Annotated in this window: 15 protein-coding genes and 1 tRNA gene; 6 read left to right on the top strand and 10 right to left on the bottom strand. The window is 53.5% G+C overall.

Annotated features, from left to right (window positions below; genetic code table 11):
- Window positions 1-454: 454 nt before the first annotated feature.
- The 3 genes from GSQ86_RS01540 to GSQ86_RS01530 form a co-directional block, all read right to left on the bottom strand.
- The gene (locus tag GSQ86_RS01540) at window positions 455-697 is read right to left on the bottom strand and encodes a hypothetical protein (protein ID WP_371719938.1); all 243 of its coding nucleotides are present in this window, start codon (window positions 695-697) and stop codon (window positions 455-457) included.
- A gap of 645 nt (window positions 698-1,342) precedes the next feature.
- Window positions 1,343-1,540 (bottom strand): hypothetical protein, encoded by a 198-nt coding sequence (locus tag GSQ86_RS01535; RefSeq protein ID WP_158748180.1) that lies wholly within the window; start codon window positions 1,538-1,540, stop codon window positions 1,343-1,345.
- A 602-nt stretch (window positions 1,541-2,142) separates the two neighbouring features.
- On the bottom strand, window positions 2,143-2,358 hold the full coding sequence (locus GSQ86_RS01530; RefSeq protein ID WP_216840963.1) for a hypothetical protein: 216 nt from the start codon (window positions 2,356-2,358) through the stop codon (window positions 2,143-2,145).
- A gap of 262 nt (window positions 2,359-2,620) precedes the next feature.
- Between GSQ86_RS01530 and GSQ86_RS01525 the strand changes: the two genes are divergently transcribed.
- Genes GSQ86_RS01525 through GSQ86_RS01515 form a run of 3 tightly spaced genes read left to right on the top strand, consistent with a single transcriptional unit; the run spans window position 2,621 to window position 8,232 of the window.
- Window positions 2,621-3,946, top strand: coding sequence for a TolC family protein (locus GSQ86_RS01525; protein ID WP_158748178.1), 1,326 nt, complete (start codon window positions 2,621-2,623; stop codon window positions 3,944-3,946).
- A complete protein-coding gene (locus tag GSQ86_RS01520) occupies window positions 3,943-5,127 on the top strand; it encodes an efflux RND transporter periplasmic adaptor subunit (protein ID WP_158748177.1) in 1,185 nt (394 codons plus the stop codon). Before GSQ86_RS01525 ends, GSQ86_RS01520 begins: the two co-directional genes overlap by 4 nt.
- 15 nt (window positions 5,128-5,142) lie before the next feature.
- Complete coding sequence (locus tag GSQ86_RS01515; RefSeq protein ID WP_158748176.1) at window positions 5,143-8,232, top strand: efflux RND transporter permease subunit; 3,090 nt, start codon at window positions 5,143-5,145, stop codon at window positions 8,230-8,232.
- Window positions 8,233-8,793: 561 nt separating this feature from the next.
- Here GSQ86_RS01515 and GSQ86_RS01510 read toward each other — a convergent pair.
- A complete protein-coding gene (locus tag GSQ86_RS01510) occupies window positions 8,794-10,455 on the bottom strand; it encodes an alpha-amylase family protein (RefSeq protein WP_158748175.1) in 1,662 nt (553 codons plus the stop codon).
- Between the two features lie 62 nt (window positions 10,456-10,517).
- Here GSQ86_RS01510 and GSQ86_RS01505 point away from each other — a divergent pair, with 62 nt between their 5' ends.
- Entirely contained in the window at window positions 10,518-10,922 is a 405-nt protein-coding gene (locus GSQ86_RS01505) for an alpha-amylase family glycosyl hydrolase (RefSeq protein WP_371719933.1), read from the top strand.
- Here GSQ86_RS01505 and GSQ86_RS01500 read toward each other — a convergent pair.
- Both GSQ86_RS01500 and GSQ86_RS01495 read right to left on the bottom strand, forming a co-directional pair.
- Complete coding sequence (locus GSQ86_RS01500; protein ID WP_158748174.1) at window positions 10,821-11,444, bottom strand: hypothetical protein; 624 nt, start codon at window positions 11,442-11,444, stop codon at window positions 10,821-10,823. The genes GSQ86_RS01505 and GSQ86_RS01500 overlap by 102 nt on opposite strands.
- A gap of 856 nt (window positions 11,445-12,300) precedes the next feature.
- Window positions 12,301-13,476 (bottom strand): hypothetical protein, encoded by a 1,176-nt coding sequence (locus GSQ86_RS01495; RefSeq protein WP_158748173.1) that lies wholly within the window; start codon window positions 13,474-13,476, stop codon window positions 12,301-12,303.
- A 176-nt stretch (window positions 13,477-13,652) separates the two neighbouring features.
- On the opposite strand from GSQ86_RS01495, the gene GSQ86_RS01490 reads away from it, so the two are divergent.
- Window positions 13,653-13,976: a tyrosine-type recombinase/integrase gene (locus GSQ86_RS01490; protein ID WP_158748172.1), complete on the top strand. Its 324-nt coding sequence runs from the start codon at window positions 13,653-13,655 to the stop codon at window positions 13,974-13,976.
- Window position 13,977: 1 nt separating this feature from the next.
- On the opposite strand, the gene GSQ86_RS01485 is transcribed toward GSQ86_RS01490, so the two are convergent.
- Window positions 13,978-14,052, bottom strand: a tRNA-Asn gene (locus GSQ86_RS01485).
- A gap of 171 nt (window positions 14,053-14,223) precedes the next feature.
- Between GSQ86_RS01485 and GSQ86_RS01480 the strand changes: the two genes are divergently transcribed.
- Window positions 14,224-14,688, top strand: coding sequence for an NUDIX domain-containing protein (locus tag GSQ86_RS01480; protein ID WP_158748171.1), 465 nt, complete (start codon window positions 14,224-14,226; stop codon window positions 14,686-14,688).
- A 59-nt stretch (window positions 14,689-14,747) separates the two neighbouring features.
- Here the strand turns inward: GSQ86_RS01480 and phoU are convergent, their stop codons facing one another.
- The 3 genes from phoU to GSQ86_RS23255 form a co-directional block, all read right to left on the bottom strand.
- A complete protein-coding gene (gene phoU / locus GSQ86_RS01475) occupies window positions 14,748-15,425 on the bottom strand; it encodes a phosphate signaling complex protein PhoU (RefSeq protein ID WP_158748216.1) in 678 nt (225 codons plus the stop codon).
- Window positions 15,425-16,183 (bottom strand): phosphate ABC transporter ATP-binding protein PstB, encoded by a 759-nt coding sequence (pstB, locus tag GSQ86_RS01470; RefSeq protein WP_158748170.1) that lies wholly within the window; start codon window positions 16,181-16,183, stop codon window positions 15,425-15,427. The genes phoU and pstB overlap by 1 nt, the downstream gene beginning before the upstream one ends.
- On the bottom strand, window positions 16,184-16,711 hold a 528-nt coding region (locus GSQ86_RS23255), incomplete at its 5' end, for a PstA family ABC transporter permease (protein WP_254062069.1).

Below are 16,711 nucleotides of genomic sequence, written 5' to 3'. Positions count from 1 at the left end.
GAACGTGATTACGCAGGATTTTGACGTAGATTGCCACAAAAGTCCCCACAATCGGACATTTTTGAGGGGGTCATCGCGCTGTCTATCGGAGTCGTAAGTCTTTGAAAAGAATTGGCCCCTCAGGTAGTACTCGAACCTACAACCCTTCGGTTAACAGAACAATCTGTAACGTAATATCAACGACTTACGCGGAACGGCTGGCAGCCAAAAGTATTGGAAAGTAACGAGGGGCAATCCTTAATGTGGGTTATTGTGGGGTTCTAAATTCCCTTCCCGCAAGTAACACCACAAAAATATATTCTTGTTCGCTACACTCCGTTGCACCCTCTGTCGTGAAATGGCTATCGAGCCCCAAATCAACATCATCATTTCGATAACGCGCGGGTTTCTCGGTGCCGGGTGGATAAGGAGGGCGGACGGCCTCTGACCGTCCCGCTCATGGTGTTGGTGCGGACTAGCTGGCGACTGCCATTGCATCTTGCGGTTCCTGATTGTCGAATTCCGGCTTTGACTCCAATGCTGCCAAAATAACGGAGGATGCTTTTTGGATGGCTTCAAGGCTTTCAGCAACAACGATGCATTGCCGATAAAGCTGGATGTAGTCAGCCGATGCCGTTCCGGTATCCAGCCCTACGGCTTTACTCACGACGAACGCAATGGCTTCGGCCTCTGTCTCGCGCAACCGATGTCGGATCATTCCCGTGAAATCGGCTGGCGCGAAGTGATCTACTGAAGACCGCTGTCTCAATTGTTGACTTCAGGCCATAGCACTCATCAAGACGAGTATCTGGCTAGGGAGAACATTATTCCAAACAGGAGTGACGAAGCCTCGCCAAGCGAAAAGCGGCAGTCCGTCGGGATAACTTCTTCATGAATTTTGGTCACCACGAGCATTTTGTAAATAAAACTCGGGGAGTTTTGTTCTGGAGCAAATAATTCGGGTCGGGCCACGCATTCAAACTGCGGCGGGTTAAATCGAGACTTCGAGACTTCGAGACTTCCTGATTTGAGGTATTAGCAAAACCAGTCTGGAAAAGCTTCCGACAGACGAAGACCGTCGATACTAGCCGATACGCCAGTGGGCGATAAGACTGCCTGCGTGTAAATGCTAGTCCCATGAGCGATGCGTTCGCCCTCATTGTTTGGTTCGGGAATGGTCGCGTATTGGTCGTGCGCTGCCGCTGATTACAGGCGATTTCCCAACTCTTTTGGAATGTATAAAATGGGAATGATGCAAAATGGGTGATGCCAGCCCTTTTTCAAAGTCGCGCTCGTCGTTGGTTGTTGCGCGGTGGTGTTCTGATAAGAACTCCGTCAAGGCATTTCTCCAGAATCAGACGAGCTAGCGCCGCAAGTGGCGATAACGACTCCAGCTTTGAGCACGTTTGAGAAGCCTGTCTATGCTGCCGCCGGGAACGACGGGATATGCCTCGACCTCAGACAGGTTCTCGCGGACGAGGTCGCTCAAAGCATGACCGAACGGCATTTCCAGAAAAAGCTGACAGCCTAATTCTTGCGCCACACTGTAGCGTCGTGCCATCGCACTCTGTGAGCGATGTTGTCCGCCAGATCTGTTGCAAGGACGACTGCGGAACGAATAGCGCTGGGGTACATGCTCTCCTCCATCGCGATGACGTTCAGCCGTTTCGTCGGCGATGGCATCGTAGCGCGATTCGGGTACCGCTTTTGTGCTGACGCTTGGTGGGGTGATAGCGCTTCTAGGGTTGTGCGGCCTCCCAGGATTGGAAGCATCACGGTCCAGATGCCGAGAACCAAAGGAGAGGGGCCCAATTCTCTAGTCATCCATAGACGCAATTGCGAGAGCCCATAAGGATGGTGTGGTTCTAAATCGAGGGAGAAGTATCACTTTCTGATTGCCAATCGCACGAAGGGTCAAGGGGAAGCGATCTTCACCTTATGGCTAAGCAGGGTCCAGCAGTTTCAACAACCGAGCCGAGAATCATCGTTTTGACGAGGCTCCAGAAATTTTCACGTAGGTCATCCTGCGCGCCAATGCTGGATTGATAACGGAAATCGGATCTTTCGTTAATTGGTGACCATAATCCACGAAAATCATGGACGTTCTGCCTGATCGGCTCGCCCAACCTTCCTTGAGCTGGTCGGCGATCAGAGGCTGCGAGTTTAATCCAAGCTGTTGTGCTCGTTGGACGTGAGCCTTCTGTCAGAGTCGCTCTCCAGAGGATTGTCGAATAACGGTGTAGTATCAAGAGCCAGATATCCGGAAGGTTCTGCACGGCTCTTAAAAGAATGTCCGATCAAAAGCGAATCTGTCGCATGGTATTGCCGATAGCGCTTCTTGCGCTCGTGATCGGGACGACGTTCGGAGAAGTCTGGCATCGTCACATTAGTTCTTCGCCGGAGACCTGCCCGATCTGCCACATGAGCCATCAGGCAGCCGAACTGCCTGTGGCAAACGTGCGTCTATTCATCCTCGTTCCGGCAGGGTATGGGCCGGAGCCTCAATGCTTTAGCTTCCGTTCACGTCCTGCCATCCTGCAAACACTCGCTCGAGCCCCTCCCGCATAATCAGCCGCATTACTTACGTGCTGCTTGCAGCACGACTCACTATTTGTTGCTCTCTTGAGAAGGCTGATTTCCTATGCGTTCAGAACGTCTGTGTTTTCCAGTGCTGCTAGTCTCTCTATTTCTCCGTGGAGTCGCAGGTGCGCAATCCACGCCTGCGCAAAACCCGTCGCCATCACCACCGCAGGCACAGACGCTGGCGCAGAAACCGGGAGCGGTGACGATTTCGCTGGACGATGCCATTCAGATGGCGCTCGTGCACAACCACAACATTCTGGCTGCGCGCACCACAATCCAGCAGAGCGAAGCGGAAGAAATCACAGCAAATCTACGCCCGAATCCGGTATTGATCGGCGATGCACAGTTTCTGCCGATCTTCCAGCCGAACGAATTCAGCGCAGATTACATCGATGACACGGCTCAGTTTGATCTGGGCGTAAGTTATCTGTTCGAACGCGGCAAGAAACGACAACACCGCCTGCAGGCAGCCAAGGATGTGACGGCTGTAACCCGTTCCCAAGTCACCGATAACGAGCGCAGTCTTACCTTCAGCGTTGCCTCGCAGTTCATTAACGTTGAACTCGCGGAATCGACTCTGGCGCTGGCCACGCAAGACTTTGAGAGTTTTAAGAACACGATGGACATCACCGAAGCCCGGTACAAGGCTGGCGATATCAGCGAGGACGACCTGCTGAAAATAAAGCTGCAGATGCTTCAGTTTCAGACGGACGTATCGGCAGCGAAGCTTGCCAGAGTTCAGGGGCTCTCGGATCTGCGGCAAATGCTCGGATATGAATCGATAACGGCGGACTATGACGTGGCGGGCGCATTCGACTATCAGCCAGTAAAGGGCAACCGGGAAGACTTTGAGGCCAAGGCCTTGCAGAACCGGCCGGACCTGAGGGCAGCGCAGCAGGGAGTAGCTGCTGCCAACAGTCAGCACGATCTGCAGAAGGCAATCGGCAAACGGGATGTTACGGGTCAGGTCAACTACACGCACATCACGTACAACACAGTGTCCCTGTTCGGGCAGATCCAGCTGCCGATTTTCGATCGCAACCAGGGAGAAATTGCGCGCACCGGGTACGCCATCACTCAAGCCCAGGAGCAGGAAAAATTTGCAAACGGCCAAGTTCTTACAGATGTGAGGGACGCTTTTGAAAATCTGCGCTCGAACGACCAGATCGTCGGCCTCTATCGTTCGGGTTATCTTGACGCGGCGCAGCAGTCTCGCGACATAAGCGAATATGCTTACCGGCACGGCGCAGCGAGTCTGCTTGATTTTCTTGACGCGGAACGCAGCTATCGAAATACGCAGCTCTCCTATCGTCAGGCACTCGCTTCGTACCTGCTTGCGGTTGAACAGCTTCGTCAGGCGGTAGGAACGAGGAGCTTGCCATGACAACCATAAGAAACACGCGCTGCAAATCCAGGCTTCAGACTGTGATCCTATTTACTTCGGTATTTGCGCTTATGGGCTGCAACTCGAGCGACCGCAAGCAAGCGAACGAGATGACGTCTTTTTCGGCGAAAGCCTCAAAGGCGACCACCCCGCAGCTCTTCACTATCCCCCAGGACCAGATGTCGCACGTGCAGGTGGTCGCTGTTCAACCCACCACGTTGACGCGCACGCTCCGGCTTACGGGAGCAGTGGCATACAACGCTTTTGCGACTACGCCAGTCATCACACAGGTGGGTGGGCCTGTTAGCCGGATTCTCGTATTGCCCGGACAGCATGTAAAAGCAAGCCAGCCCATGCTTGAAGTGAGTAGCCCCGATTATTCGCAATTGCTGGACGCTTATTTGAAAGCGGCGGACTCATTTCGCCTGGCGAACAAAAACTACACTCGCGCGCAGGACCTGTATCAACACCACGCCATTGCCGAGCGCGATCTGGAACAGGCCGAATCGGACCGCAATCAGGCTCAGGCAGATTTGAACGCAGCTGACCAGGGAATGAAAATTCTCGGCATCAAGAATCCAGCTGATCTGGCGAAGGCTCCGTCTTCGGCGCAGGTCCCCGTGCTTGCTCCCATCGGCGGAGAGGTCGTAGAGCGTCTCGTTTCGCTTGGCCAGGTAGTGCAGGCGGGACAAACGCAGGCCTTTACCATTTCAGATCTCAGCACGGTGTGGGTTCTGGCGAATGTCTACCAATCGGATCTTGCTTCCGTGCGCAGCGGAGATGACGTTGTAGTACAAACAAGCGCATATCCGGACAGTTTCCACGGCCGAATTTCTTATGTGTCGCCTGCTCTCGATCCAAACACCAGGACGCTGCAGGCACGCATTGTCGTGGACAATCCAGCCGAGAAATTGAAGAGGGACATGTATTGCACCGTCATTGTGACGGCGGGTTCCATCTCGAATGCCATTGCCGTGCCCGACTCCTCCGTTCTGCGTGACGACAATAACCAGCCGTTCGTGTATGTCGTCATCGGAACGAATCAGTTCGGCCGTCGCGATGTGGAGATCGGTGAAAACCAGAGTGGCCGAACCCAAATTCTTCAGGGTATTTCCATTGGGGAGAAGGTTGTGGGCGACGGCAGCCTATTCCTTCAATTTGCTAACTCGCTACAACATTGAGAAGGGCGGCTTGAAATGATTCACCACATCGTCCAGTTTGCCCTTCGTCAGCGGTTATTAATCCTGCTGATGGTGGCGTTTATCGTTGTCGGAGGCACGATCTCATTCCAACACATGCCAGTGGATGCCTATCCTGATCTTTCTCCACCAATGGTTGAAATCATCACCCAGTGGCCCGGACACGCGGCCGAGGAGATCGAGCGTCTCGTTACTGTACCGACCGAAGTGGAAATGAATGGCGTTCCAAAGATGTCCGTCATGCGCTCCATCTCTCTGTACGGACTGTCGGACGTCATCCTGACATTCGACGAAGGCACCGACGACTATTTTGCGCGGCAGGTCGTTTTCCAGCGGTTAAGCGAGGTGACATATCCAACCGGCGTAACGCCTTCACTTTCCCCACTCGCCAGTCCGTCTGGACTTGTTTATCGATATGTCATTCAGAGCCCTGACCGCACTCCACAGGAACTGAAGATTTACGAAGACTGGATTATCGAGCGCGAATACAAACAAGTGCCAGGCGTCGCGGATGATTCTGGTTTCGGTGGGACCGTCATGCAATACCAGGTGCTGCTTGATCCAGCGAGGCTCTACGGATACCACATCACGGTGCCGACCGTGCTGCAACAGCTTTCCGTGAACAACTCCAATGCTGGAGGAGGTTTCTATTCGCAAGGCGGCCAATTTTATTATGTCCGTGGCCTTGGGCTTGTTCGCGATACATCGGACATCGGCGACATCATAGTTGGCACCCAAAACGGAGTGCCGGTACGTATTCGCGATATTGGCGATGTGGCCATTGGGAATGCGCCGCGCTTAGGAGAATTCGGCTTTAACAAAACGGATGACGCGGTTGAAGGCGTTATTATGATGCGGCGCGGCGAGCAAACGCAGAACGTGTTGAAGGGTGTCGAAGAGAAAACCCGACAGCTCAACGAACAGATTCTGCCGCCCGATATCAAAGTGCAGCCTTACTACGACCGCAGCGATCTGGTGCAACTGACCATCGACACGGTTGAGCACAACATGCTGCTGGGCATGGCGCTTGTCCTCATAGTCCTGATGTTTTTCCTGGTGAGCGTTCGCGCCGCGGTAATCGTTGCGCTCACCATTCCGCTGGCTTTGCTTTTTTCCTTTGTTTTCCTGCATGCGCGAGGCGTCGCAGCGAACCTACTCTCAATTGGAGCCATCGATTTCGGAATTCTAATTGACGGCACCCTGGTGATGGTGGAGAACATCTTTCGCGAGCTGGGCATGCGCGAAGGCCAGGACTACAACCTGCACGAAGTCATATTGGCTGCCGCAAAAGACGTTGATCGTCCGATCTTCTATTCCGTCGCCGTCATTATTGCGGGCTATTTGCCCATCTACGCGCTGAGCGGCCCTTCGGGAAAACTATTCAAACCCATGGCGGACACCGTATCGATCGCGCTCATAGGGGCTTTGATCCTGACGCTCACATTTGTTCCCGTGATGTGCGCCTACTGGTTCAAAAAAGGCGTGCACGAGCGCGTCAACAAACCCTTTGAATGGGTGCGAGAAAAATATGCGGGTCAGCTTGTATGGTGCCTCGACCACCCGAAGATAACGATGTTCGCTGCCTTCTTAATCTTCGCTGCAACGCTTTTGCTTGTTCCTTTCATCGGAGGAGAATTCATGCCTCATCTCGATGAAGGCGCGCTATGGGTGCGGGCAACTTTGCCATATACGGTTTCGTTCGAGGAAGCGAGCAAGTTTTCGCCTCAGGTTCGAGCGATGTTGAGCAAGTATCCAATGGTCACCGATGTCGGTTCCGAGCTTGGCCGTCCTGATGATGGCACCGATCCCACAGGGTTCTTCAATGATGAGTTTTACGTAGGGCTGAAGCCTTACAGTGATGCTTCATGGAAGGCCAGTGCAATCCACAACAAGACAGAGCTGACTGAGGACATTCAGAAACAGTTGCAGGCGTTTCCGGGAGTCATCTTCAACTACACCCAGCCTGCTGAAGACGCCGTTGATGAGGCGTTGACTGGGCTCAAGAGTGCGCTCGCGGTAAAGATTTATGGCTCCGATCTGAACGTTCTACAGAGCAAAGCGCTCGATATCAAACGCCGTCTCTCGCAAGTCCCTGGCTTCACGGAACTGACAGTGGTACGGGAGCTTGGTCAGCCCAGCCTGCTGATCGACGTCGATCGCGATAAGATTGCTCGCTACGGTATCAACGTTGCTGATGTCGAGGCGATTGTGCAAGCGGCAGTCGGTGGCCAGGCTGCCACACAGGTCATTCAAGGCGAAAAACTATTCGACCTTGTCGTGCGCATGAAGCCAGAGTTTCGCGAGAATGCGCAGCAGATCGGTAATCTGCTTGTAGGAACACCCGCAGGCCAGCAGATTCCTCTCAGCGAACTCTCGAATATTCACGAAGCCAGTGGCGCATCCTTCATCTATCGCGAAAACAATTCACGCTACATCGGCGTGCAGTACAGCATTGAGGGGCGCGACCTGCAGGGAGCCGTGGCGGATGGACAGCGGGCGATAGAAAGCATTACAAGATCCCTGCCCGCCGGCTACCGGCTTACTTGGGGAGGCGAGTATGGCGAATTCCTCGAAGCAAAGCACCAAATGGAGTTGATCGGACCGCTTGCCCTGCTGATCATTTTCATGATTCTCTTTGCACTCTATGGCAATCTCAAATTTCCAGTGACCATCGCTCTCGGCGTCGTATTGACAGAGCCGGTAGGCGCGCTGATTGCGCTCAAGCTAACGCATACACCGTTCAGCGTTTCATCAGCCCTTGGCCTGCTTGCGCTGATGGGAGTTTCAGTCGAAACCGCTGTCATCCTCGTCTCCTATATCAACAAGCTGCGTTTGGAAAACAAAGACATTCGCACTGCTACCCGCGAGGCTTCGCTGCTGCGGCTGCGACCTATCATGATGACCGCCCTGGTCGCCTGTCTCGGACTTCTGCCAGCGGCGCTTTCCACCGGCATCGGTTCAGACACGCAAAAGCCTTTTGCTATCGTAATCGTCGCCGGCTTGATCTCGCGGCTCTTCCTGGGCTTCTTCGTCAACCCGGTGCTGTATGAGATGGTCGCGCGCGAAGGTGACATCTTGCAGGTTTGATTTACGCGCCCCACTTGGTTTCATTCTGAAAGCATCGAAGAGGTCAGAATTAAAGCTTTATGGTCATACGACCCATGCACGACAATCGTACGGCCGAATCCATCCCAAATGGTCCTAAACCATCCTTAAATCGACGAGGTCGCATCAGATCACAGAAGTAACGCGGGTAGTGTAAAACAAAAGGACGGGAGCTATTAACCCTGATTTAGGTATGCACAGCGGATTTTAATGAGACTCGGCGTCAACGCGTGATTGAATTGCGATTGCACCGGCGGGCTGCAGGATGTACTGAAAGTGACGCTGCCGAGAGTCTCCATAGAGGCATGGTCATGAGCCTGGGAGATAAGCGGTGGCAATGCCATTGTCCAGGAGCACAGCATTGCGGCAATCAGAATCTTCATACTTCCTAAACTCCTCTTCGCAAATATTTGATCTTTCTGAGCTCAAGACACGACCTTAGGCATTGGCTTTTGGACCGTGGGTTGAAAACAGCCCAGGTACCCATGGATGAAAGCGATGGGACATGCTGCCTTCGCCAACACCACTGGCGAAAATTGCGTCTCAAATGTCTGATCGTTTGAGCAGGTAATCCAAGCCACAAACCCTAAACCAGCGATAGCCGTACGGTTCAAGTAGCATGGAGTGTCGGCCACCTGAATCCGGTTGACTGTGATCGTTGGATAAAAGATTGGCCAATATGCAATTTTTTTCTTCACCTTGAATCGAGAATCGAATCTCTCGCGGTTCGCCGCTAAGGTTATGCACGCCAACTACGGAGTTATTACGCCACCTGTAGTGCATCACCAGGACCTCTGGAGTACCTACCGAAATAAAAGAAAATTCGCCCCACCCAATCTCGGGAACTTCTTTACGCATGCGGATAATGCGTTCCATCCAGTTCAGAAGTGAGTTCGGATCCCGTCGCTGATCTGCAACGTTTACATGTTGAAATCCGTATGGGCCATCGCTAATAACAGGCAACACAGGATGATCACGCTTGGTGAAGCCTGCCTGCGGCTCTGTTGACCATTGCATAGGCGTTCGGGCACAGTTTCGCTCGGGCAGAGCGAGATTGTCTCCCATTCCAATCTCATCGCCATATCGAATAACGGGTGTGCCCGGTAATGTCATCATCAAACTATAGGCGAGTTCAAGTCGGCGACGATCATCCTGCAGCATCGGAGCGAGTCGACGTCGAATGCCACGGTTGTACAGCTGCATGTCCGGATCAGGGCCGAATTTATTAAAGACCGCCTTTCTTTGTTTGGCTTCCAAACGTCCGAGGTCGAGTTCATCATGATTTCTCAGAAATTGACCCCACTGTGCCGTAGCTGGTCTCTTCTTCGTCAAGCGCATCGCCTTAATGAGCGGTCGAGAGTCGCTGGTGGCCAAGGCGTAGAAGAGATTTTGATTCACCTCGAAGTTAAACATCATCTGCACGCGCTCACCGGCAGTGCCAAAGTATTTCATGTCGGTACCTGGAAGAACATTCGCTTCGGCTAGGATGATTGCTTCTCCCTCTCTCCAGGTCAGGAACTGGCTAAAAGTCCGCAGCATATCGTATTGTTCTTCTGGCTTGGCCACCTTTGCGCCCTTTTGCGAAATGACAAATGGTATGGCGTCCATGCGGAAGCCAGAAACGCCCAATTGCAACCAGAAACCCATGATCTTGAGGATCTCAGCCTGAACTTCAGGATTGGAAGTATTGAGATCCGGTTGAAAATCGTAGAACCGATGGAAGTAATAAGCCTTAGCAACCTCGTCATAGTCCCATGTTGATTTCTGTACGCCGGGAAACACTACTCCCGAAGCGGCATTCCCGGGCTTCTTTTTGGACCACACATACCAATCGTGATATTTGGATTTGGGATCATGACGCGCTGCCTGGAACCAGGGATGTTCATTAGAGGTGTGGTTGACCACCAAATCGATCAGCACACGCAGTCCGCGTTGTTGACAACCACGCGTGAATTCAACAAAGTCACCAAGGGTCCCATAGCGGGGATTGACACCGTAGTAGTCCGCGATATCATAGCCGTCGTCCTTACACGGAGACGGCTGAAATGGCATCAGCCAAATCGCGGTGACGCCCAACCCTTGCAGATAATCCAGGCGTCGCATCAACCCTTGAAAATCGCCGCAGCCGTCTCCATTTGCATCCATATAAGTTGCGACGGAGAGGCAATAGATGACTGCATTCTTGTACCAAAGGTCATTAATCATGCCAACAATGTTTCCGTTCGAGATTCTCTTCTATCTGGGTAGCACCAATTTATCCGTCTCCGATGGCCGATTTCGGATACGACGTCGCTGATTACTGCGGGATCGATCCAATTTTTGGGACTATGCTGGAGTTCGATCGTCTTGTCGAAGAAGCTCATCGTCGAAGCCTTAAGGTAATACTCGATTTCGTCCCCAATCATTCCTCCGACAAGCACCCCTGGTTCGTCGAAAGTCGATCTTCGCGTAAAAATCCCAAACGAGATTGGTATCTGTGGCGAGATGAGCCGAATAATTGGCGGAGCAATTTCGGTGGTTCAGGTTGGGAGTGGGATAAGCGGACAAACCAGTATTACTACCACTCCTTTCTAAAAGAGCAACCAGATCTCAACTGGCGAAATGTCCTTTACCAGCAGCCACCGAGCCATACTATCTGTTGCACCAGGGCTAGCAATCCAGAATGCAGTTAGGTGATCGGTGAACTTTTGTTTGTCGGCGAATTTGCCGCTGGTATAGATGTCTGCCAGATCAAGATCAGGCCAGACAAATTGAGGGGCCTCAGCTTTAGCGGCCTCAAGCAGGCGGATGGCCTCCGCCGTGTCCGTCCCGATCAAAGCATTCGCGGCCAGATCCAAAGTCAAGGGATCTTCTGGATGCTCTTTGACCTGCTGACGATAATGCTCCTGTAAGCTGGCAAAACTGCCCGGCTGCACCGAATCTTCCCAGTAACGCGTAGCAGAGATCAATCGTTTTTGCGGATCGATCTCGCGCGGATAACTTGCAATAAGCTCACTCAGGACTTTGCGCCGCCGTGCGACCTGGTCGGCGAAGCTCAGTTTGTCAAACTCATTTGATCCCAATTGTTCGTGGATGATCTTGGCAATTTCGGGCCGCGGTTTACAGCCAGGCAACGCAGAGGAGGACTCGGCAGAGAGCGGTGCCACGAGAAGTACAAATATAGCCAGAGAAGTCCTGATCATCTCCGTCTCCATCGCTTTTCAAGCGCTCGTGCTGCCGTGAAGAGGATTATTCCTCCGCAACTTAGAAGTGTCAAACACCGTGTCGGGCCGATCCGGATGCCTGCTAACTCGGATACTCCCATCTTTTGCAAAACCGGAGGATTCGAAGCGTGGTTTTGAGCGCTATCGCCTGATTTCGACAGCTAATCCTTCCATACGCTCCATAGCCCTCACCACTGCGACAGGGCTAATGTCTTGTGCGGCGCGTGCACTGCGGGAGATTGTTCCACGAGGCTGTAGTACTGAAGTTTGCCATAGGCTTTATTACTGGAGCTGCGACTGCGAAGGTGATATACCGATCCCACGTCACGAGAGCGCGGATTCTTAGAGCCTCGTTAGCGGCTGGCTCCCACGCTGCGTTTGAGAACGGACGGAGGATGGAAGTTGCGCCGTGGGAAGAAGACCTACGGCTTAGAAATGCTATCGCCGGGAACGAAGTTCTACTCTGCGTCATCGCGGCCTTGGCAAACGTCAGGACAAAAGATCGAAGCCTTTGAGTGCGGTTCCCCTAAAACGGCGTTAGCGGAAACATGCCTAGCTGCCGAAAGCCGACTTTCAGGCTGTTCGTCAGGTTCGCATCTATGTGCGGACCGCACCAGTCTGCTGCGGTGAACGAAAAGGTGCTCCACTCCGGATTTCAGGCGTTGAGATACCCCTTAGGGGCAAGGGTAATTTCATTGCTGAACGGCATTCACATTTCGCGGAAAACCAATTAATCCCCCGCACGGCAAGTTGCCGAAAAACCGGCTAATCGGAAGCTTGCCGTCCAGCGAATGCTTTCTCTCTCCACGTTGCCCCTTTCTCTTCTTACATACGATTAAAAATGCAGCTAATCTCTTGTCCTCAAATGAGGCCCACAGCCACTCGAAAACGGATTCGCTAGAAATGTCCCTGGCATCCCGGACACGATCACCGTCCCATCGGAATTGAAGTGCGCCGTCCTGTATTCTCCCTCTGGAAGATCATTCAACCTCTTCCAGTTCAGGCCGCCATCCTTGCTGGTGTAGACACCAGTAAGCGCAGTTACCACCTGCCGATTTGGACTCGCCGGATCAACCTCAATCCCATAGGCGCGAATGTTCGGCCCAGTCTCATCTTCATCTCTGTGATAGACAAACTCCGCATTTGTTACTCTTGCCACGACATCCGCGCTCACCGGTTCATACACTCCCCAGCATGCCGCCAGATGCAGGCCACCCACCGTGCTGATCGCGTGGATCGCCGAATCCTGTTCCACTCCGCGAACAAGGGTCCACTTCTTCGTGTGAAGATCAAGCCGATAGACCTGATCGCCCGTTCCTACGTACAGTGAGTCAGGATGCGCCTTCCCTGGTTTGTCCCATTGCATCGAGAGAATATCCAGATCAGTCGGAAGGTCCGCCAGCGGTCCGTCCATCAGCCAGGATCCGCCGCCCTTGTGATAGCTGAGGATCTGCGGATTCATGTCAAAGTAGCCGTAGCCCACGATCAGCCTTTTCCCGTCCGCTGTCATCTTCGCCGCCGCCGCTCTTACTGGATCCCCCTCCTTCTTCGTAATGCTTATCCACGGCCTGTCATGTGGTACGCGCGGCCCCGCGATATATCTCACAATCGCATCCGAAGCCTTCGCCCGGGGGAGAATCTGGAACGCCCCCTTCTGGGTCGTGATCACAAACTCCGCCCCACCTGGCGCGACACTTAATCCGTTACGCAGTCCCTCGTCAATTCCTGCATCAAAATATCTCGAATCCACTCGCGCTACCTGTGTCCACGACTCCCCGCCATCGGCCGATTTGGAGACGTACAGTGCCCGCTCCTCCGCTGGAATCTCACGACTCAGGTCCGCCGTCAGACCCCACACCACATTGTGATTCTTGTTCTTAGGACTGGGATCAGTGGCAATGACTTCAATAAAATCCGCCGCGAAATCGTGACTCCCCGGAAGGCTCTTCACCTGCCTCACATAGCAGCTGTCCGCGTCCTTCTTCGCATCCGCTGTCTGTCCCCGTACCACCAAGGTAGACACGAGGAAGATAAATCCGAGCCGTAGTGACCTCGCAATTTTTATGTGCCTTCGATCGCGACAGAAAAGTATGGTCTTGACGGCGAGGCGGGCTACCAAAACGGGCAGGTCGTACTCTATGAGGTAAACCCAGACAAGCCGATGGGGAGCTGGAAGACAGCCTGGAAGCCGCGCGCAAGATGGCTGGCAAGACGCTTTCAGTCACGCCAGAGACAGAGGAAGTCGAGCCGCTGGCGGTGCGTACGCATGACCTGAGACACACAGCAATCAGCCGGATGATCGACGGCGGAGTGCCACTTCCGAAGATAGCCAAGATCGTTGGCTGGTCGCCAAGTACGATGGTCAAGATGGCTGCGCGGTACGGTCACTTCAACACGGATGAACTGCGCGGCGCAGTTGAAGCAATCAGCCGCCCGGAAGCGCATTCTCCGACAGGGTCCCCGGTATTTTCCCCGGTATCGACGGAGAAAACGAAAGGAGAGAAACCTAAGTTGTTGATGTAATTGGCTCCTCAGGTAGGACTCGAACCTACAACCCTTCGGTTAACAGCCGAATGCTCTGCCATTGAGCTACTGAGGAGTATCTGGCGGGCGGCTTATTGCCTAAAGTTTTTATATCAAAAGCTTAGCGGTTGCGTCAAAAGCTGATCTCCTGATTCGTTCCCGTCAGACGCTCTCGTTAACCATTGTGGTCTTACCGGTAAACGGGAATGGACCCTATGACTTTTCGGACAAGACGTTATCCTTCGTTATGCCTAAACGCAGCGCCGGACTATTGCTATACCGACGAACTGATCGTCTTCTTGAAGTGTTTCTGGTTCATCCCGGAGGCCCGTTCTGGGCGAAGAAAGACATCGGAGCGTGGTCCATTCCTAAAGGCGAATACGCTGAGGCGGAAGACCCGATTGCGGTCGCAAAACGCGAATTCGAAGAAGAGACCGGCGTGGCGATCGACGGAGCATTTGTCAGCTTAGGCGAGCTCAAACAGCCGGGTGGCAAGATTGTGAGTGCTTGGGCGCTCGAAGGAAACTGTGATGCTGCGGGACTAAAAAGCAACACATTCCCGATGGAATGGCCTCCCCGCTCCGGGCAGATGAAAGAATTTCCAGAGGTGGACAGGTGGGAGTGGTTCTCAGTAGAAGCAGCCCGTCAACGCATTCTCAGTGGGCAGAGAGCATTTCTCGATCGCCTGCAAGAGCTTCTCGAAGCGCTCTGAAATCATATTCTCGATCGGTGCGTACGCCAGGACTGACGAACTGCACCTGCTTCAAACTTTCAACCACGGGCTCCATCGATCATGCTCAGATGGTGGCGCACATCGAATCCCTGAACCCAGAAAATCACATCCTCGGCGATGTTTGTGGCATGGTCTGCGACACGCTCCAGACTGCGCGCAATCACCAAGGCATCGAGGGCCTGCGGTGTGTACTGCGGCTGTTCGCGCATGACATTCAGCAGCGCGTAATGAATCGTCTCATTCATCTTGTCCACGCTGTCGTCCATGGAAAGCACCGACTCTGCCATCTTGGCGTCGGCCTCAATAAACGATTGGAGAGCCTTACGCACCATAGCCGCGGCGATACCTGCCATGCGGGGAATATCTACGGGAAGATCGACGACCGGATATGCCTGCAGATCGCGAACACGCTCGATGATGTTCACCGCAGAATCGCCGACACGCTCGACGTCGGCGTTGATCTTGATGACGGCGAGAATGAACCGCAGGTCAATGGCCATCGGTTGTTCCATCGCCAGCAGATCAAGCGACATCTGGTCGATCTCGCGCTCCATACGGTTAATGGCCAACTCGCTGCGGTCGACCAGATCGCAGATAGAGAGGTCGCGCGTGCGATAGGCTTCTACCGCTCGCTGAATCGACTGTTCAGCCATGCCGGCGGCTATCAGCAGCTTTTCTTTCAGGTCGTCCAGGCTTTTGTGAAAACGAACGCGCATCATCCGAATCTACCCGTGATGTAATCTTCAGTCCTCTTGTCGCCGGGATTTGTGAAAATCTTGTGAGTTGAATCAAACTCGACAAGCCTGCCATTCAAAAAGAAACCGGTACGCTCGGCGACACGGGCTGCCTGCTGCATATTGTGCGTCACAATCACGATCGTGTACTGCGACTTTAGCTGGAAGATCAAATCTTCAATCTTTGCCGTGGAAACCGGATCGAGGGCTGAAGCCGGCTCGTCCATCAGCAAAACTTCGGGATCGACCGCAAGCGCACGCGCGATGCAGAGACGCTGCTGCTGACCACCCGAGAGACTCGCCCCAGACTTCTTCTTCAGATCGTTCTTCACTTCTTCGAAGAGGGCGGCCTGAATCAGCGAACGTTCCACCACCTCGTCCAGCACACGACGATTGCGAAACCCGTTCAGGCGCAGACCAGACGCAACGTTGTCGTAAATCGACATCGTGGGAAATGGGTTGGGCCTCTGAAAAACCATGCCAATCCGGCGGCGAATTTCAACCGGCGAAGCATCCTTATAGACGTCTATATCGCCGATACGCACAGTTCCTGTGACTTTTGCGATCGGATTTGTCTCGTGCATGCGGTTAATGCAGCGAACAAAAGTAGACTTGCCGCAGCCGGAAGGGCCAATGAGCGCCGTCGCCTGGTTTGCCGGGATATGCAGGTTGATATCCTGCAGCGTATGGTTCGTGCTGTACCAGGCGTTTAAATTCGAGACTTCAATTCCGACACCCACTTAACTCGCCCCTTTCAAAACGCCGCGCGTGGTCACATAGCGCACCAGAGCGACAGAAACCACAATCAACACAATCAAAACCAAGGCGCCTGCCCAAGCCAGCCGGTGCCATTCATCGTACGGCGAGATGGCATAGACGTAAATCTGCAGCGGCAATGCGGCAATGGGTTGAGTAAGGTTGGTACTCCAGAAATTATTGCCAAATGCAGTGAAGAGCAGCGGAGCGGTCTCGCCGGCCACGCGCGCGAAAGCCAGCATGCATCCAGTAATGATTCCCGGTGAGGCAGTCTTGAGGGTGATGGCCAGCACCGATCTCCAATTGGGCACGCCTAATCCGAGCGCTGCTTCACGGATTGCATTCGGCACCATAAGTAACATCTCTTCCGTGGTGCGCGTGATGGTCGGAACCATCATGATTCCGAGAGCTACGCCGCCCGCCAGGGCAGAATAGCCTTTTTGCGGAAGCACTATGAGCGAGTACACAGAAATGCCCATCACGATGGATGGCACACCGTTCAGCACATCGGC

This window comes from Acidobacterium sp. S8 (assembly GCF_009765985.1).
GTDB lineage: Bacteria > Acidobacteriota > Terriglobia > Terriglobales > Acidobacteriaceae > Alloacidobacterium.
Note: the sequence above shows the minus strand (reverse complement) of the source record. Positions and strands in the feature narration are given on the sequence as shown.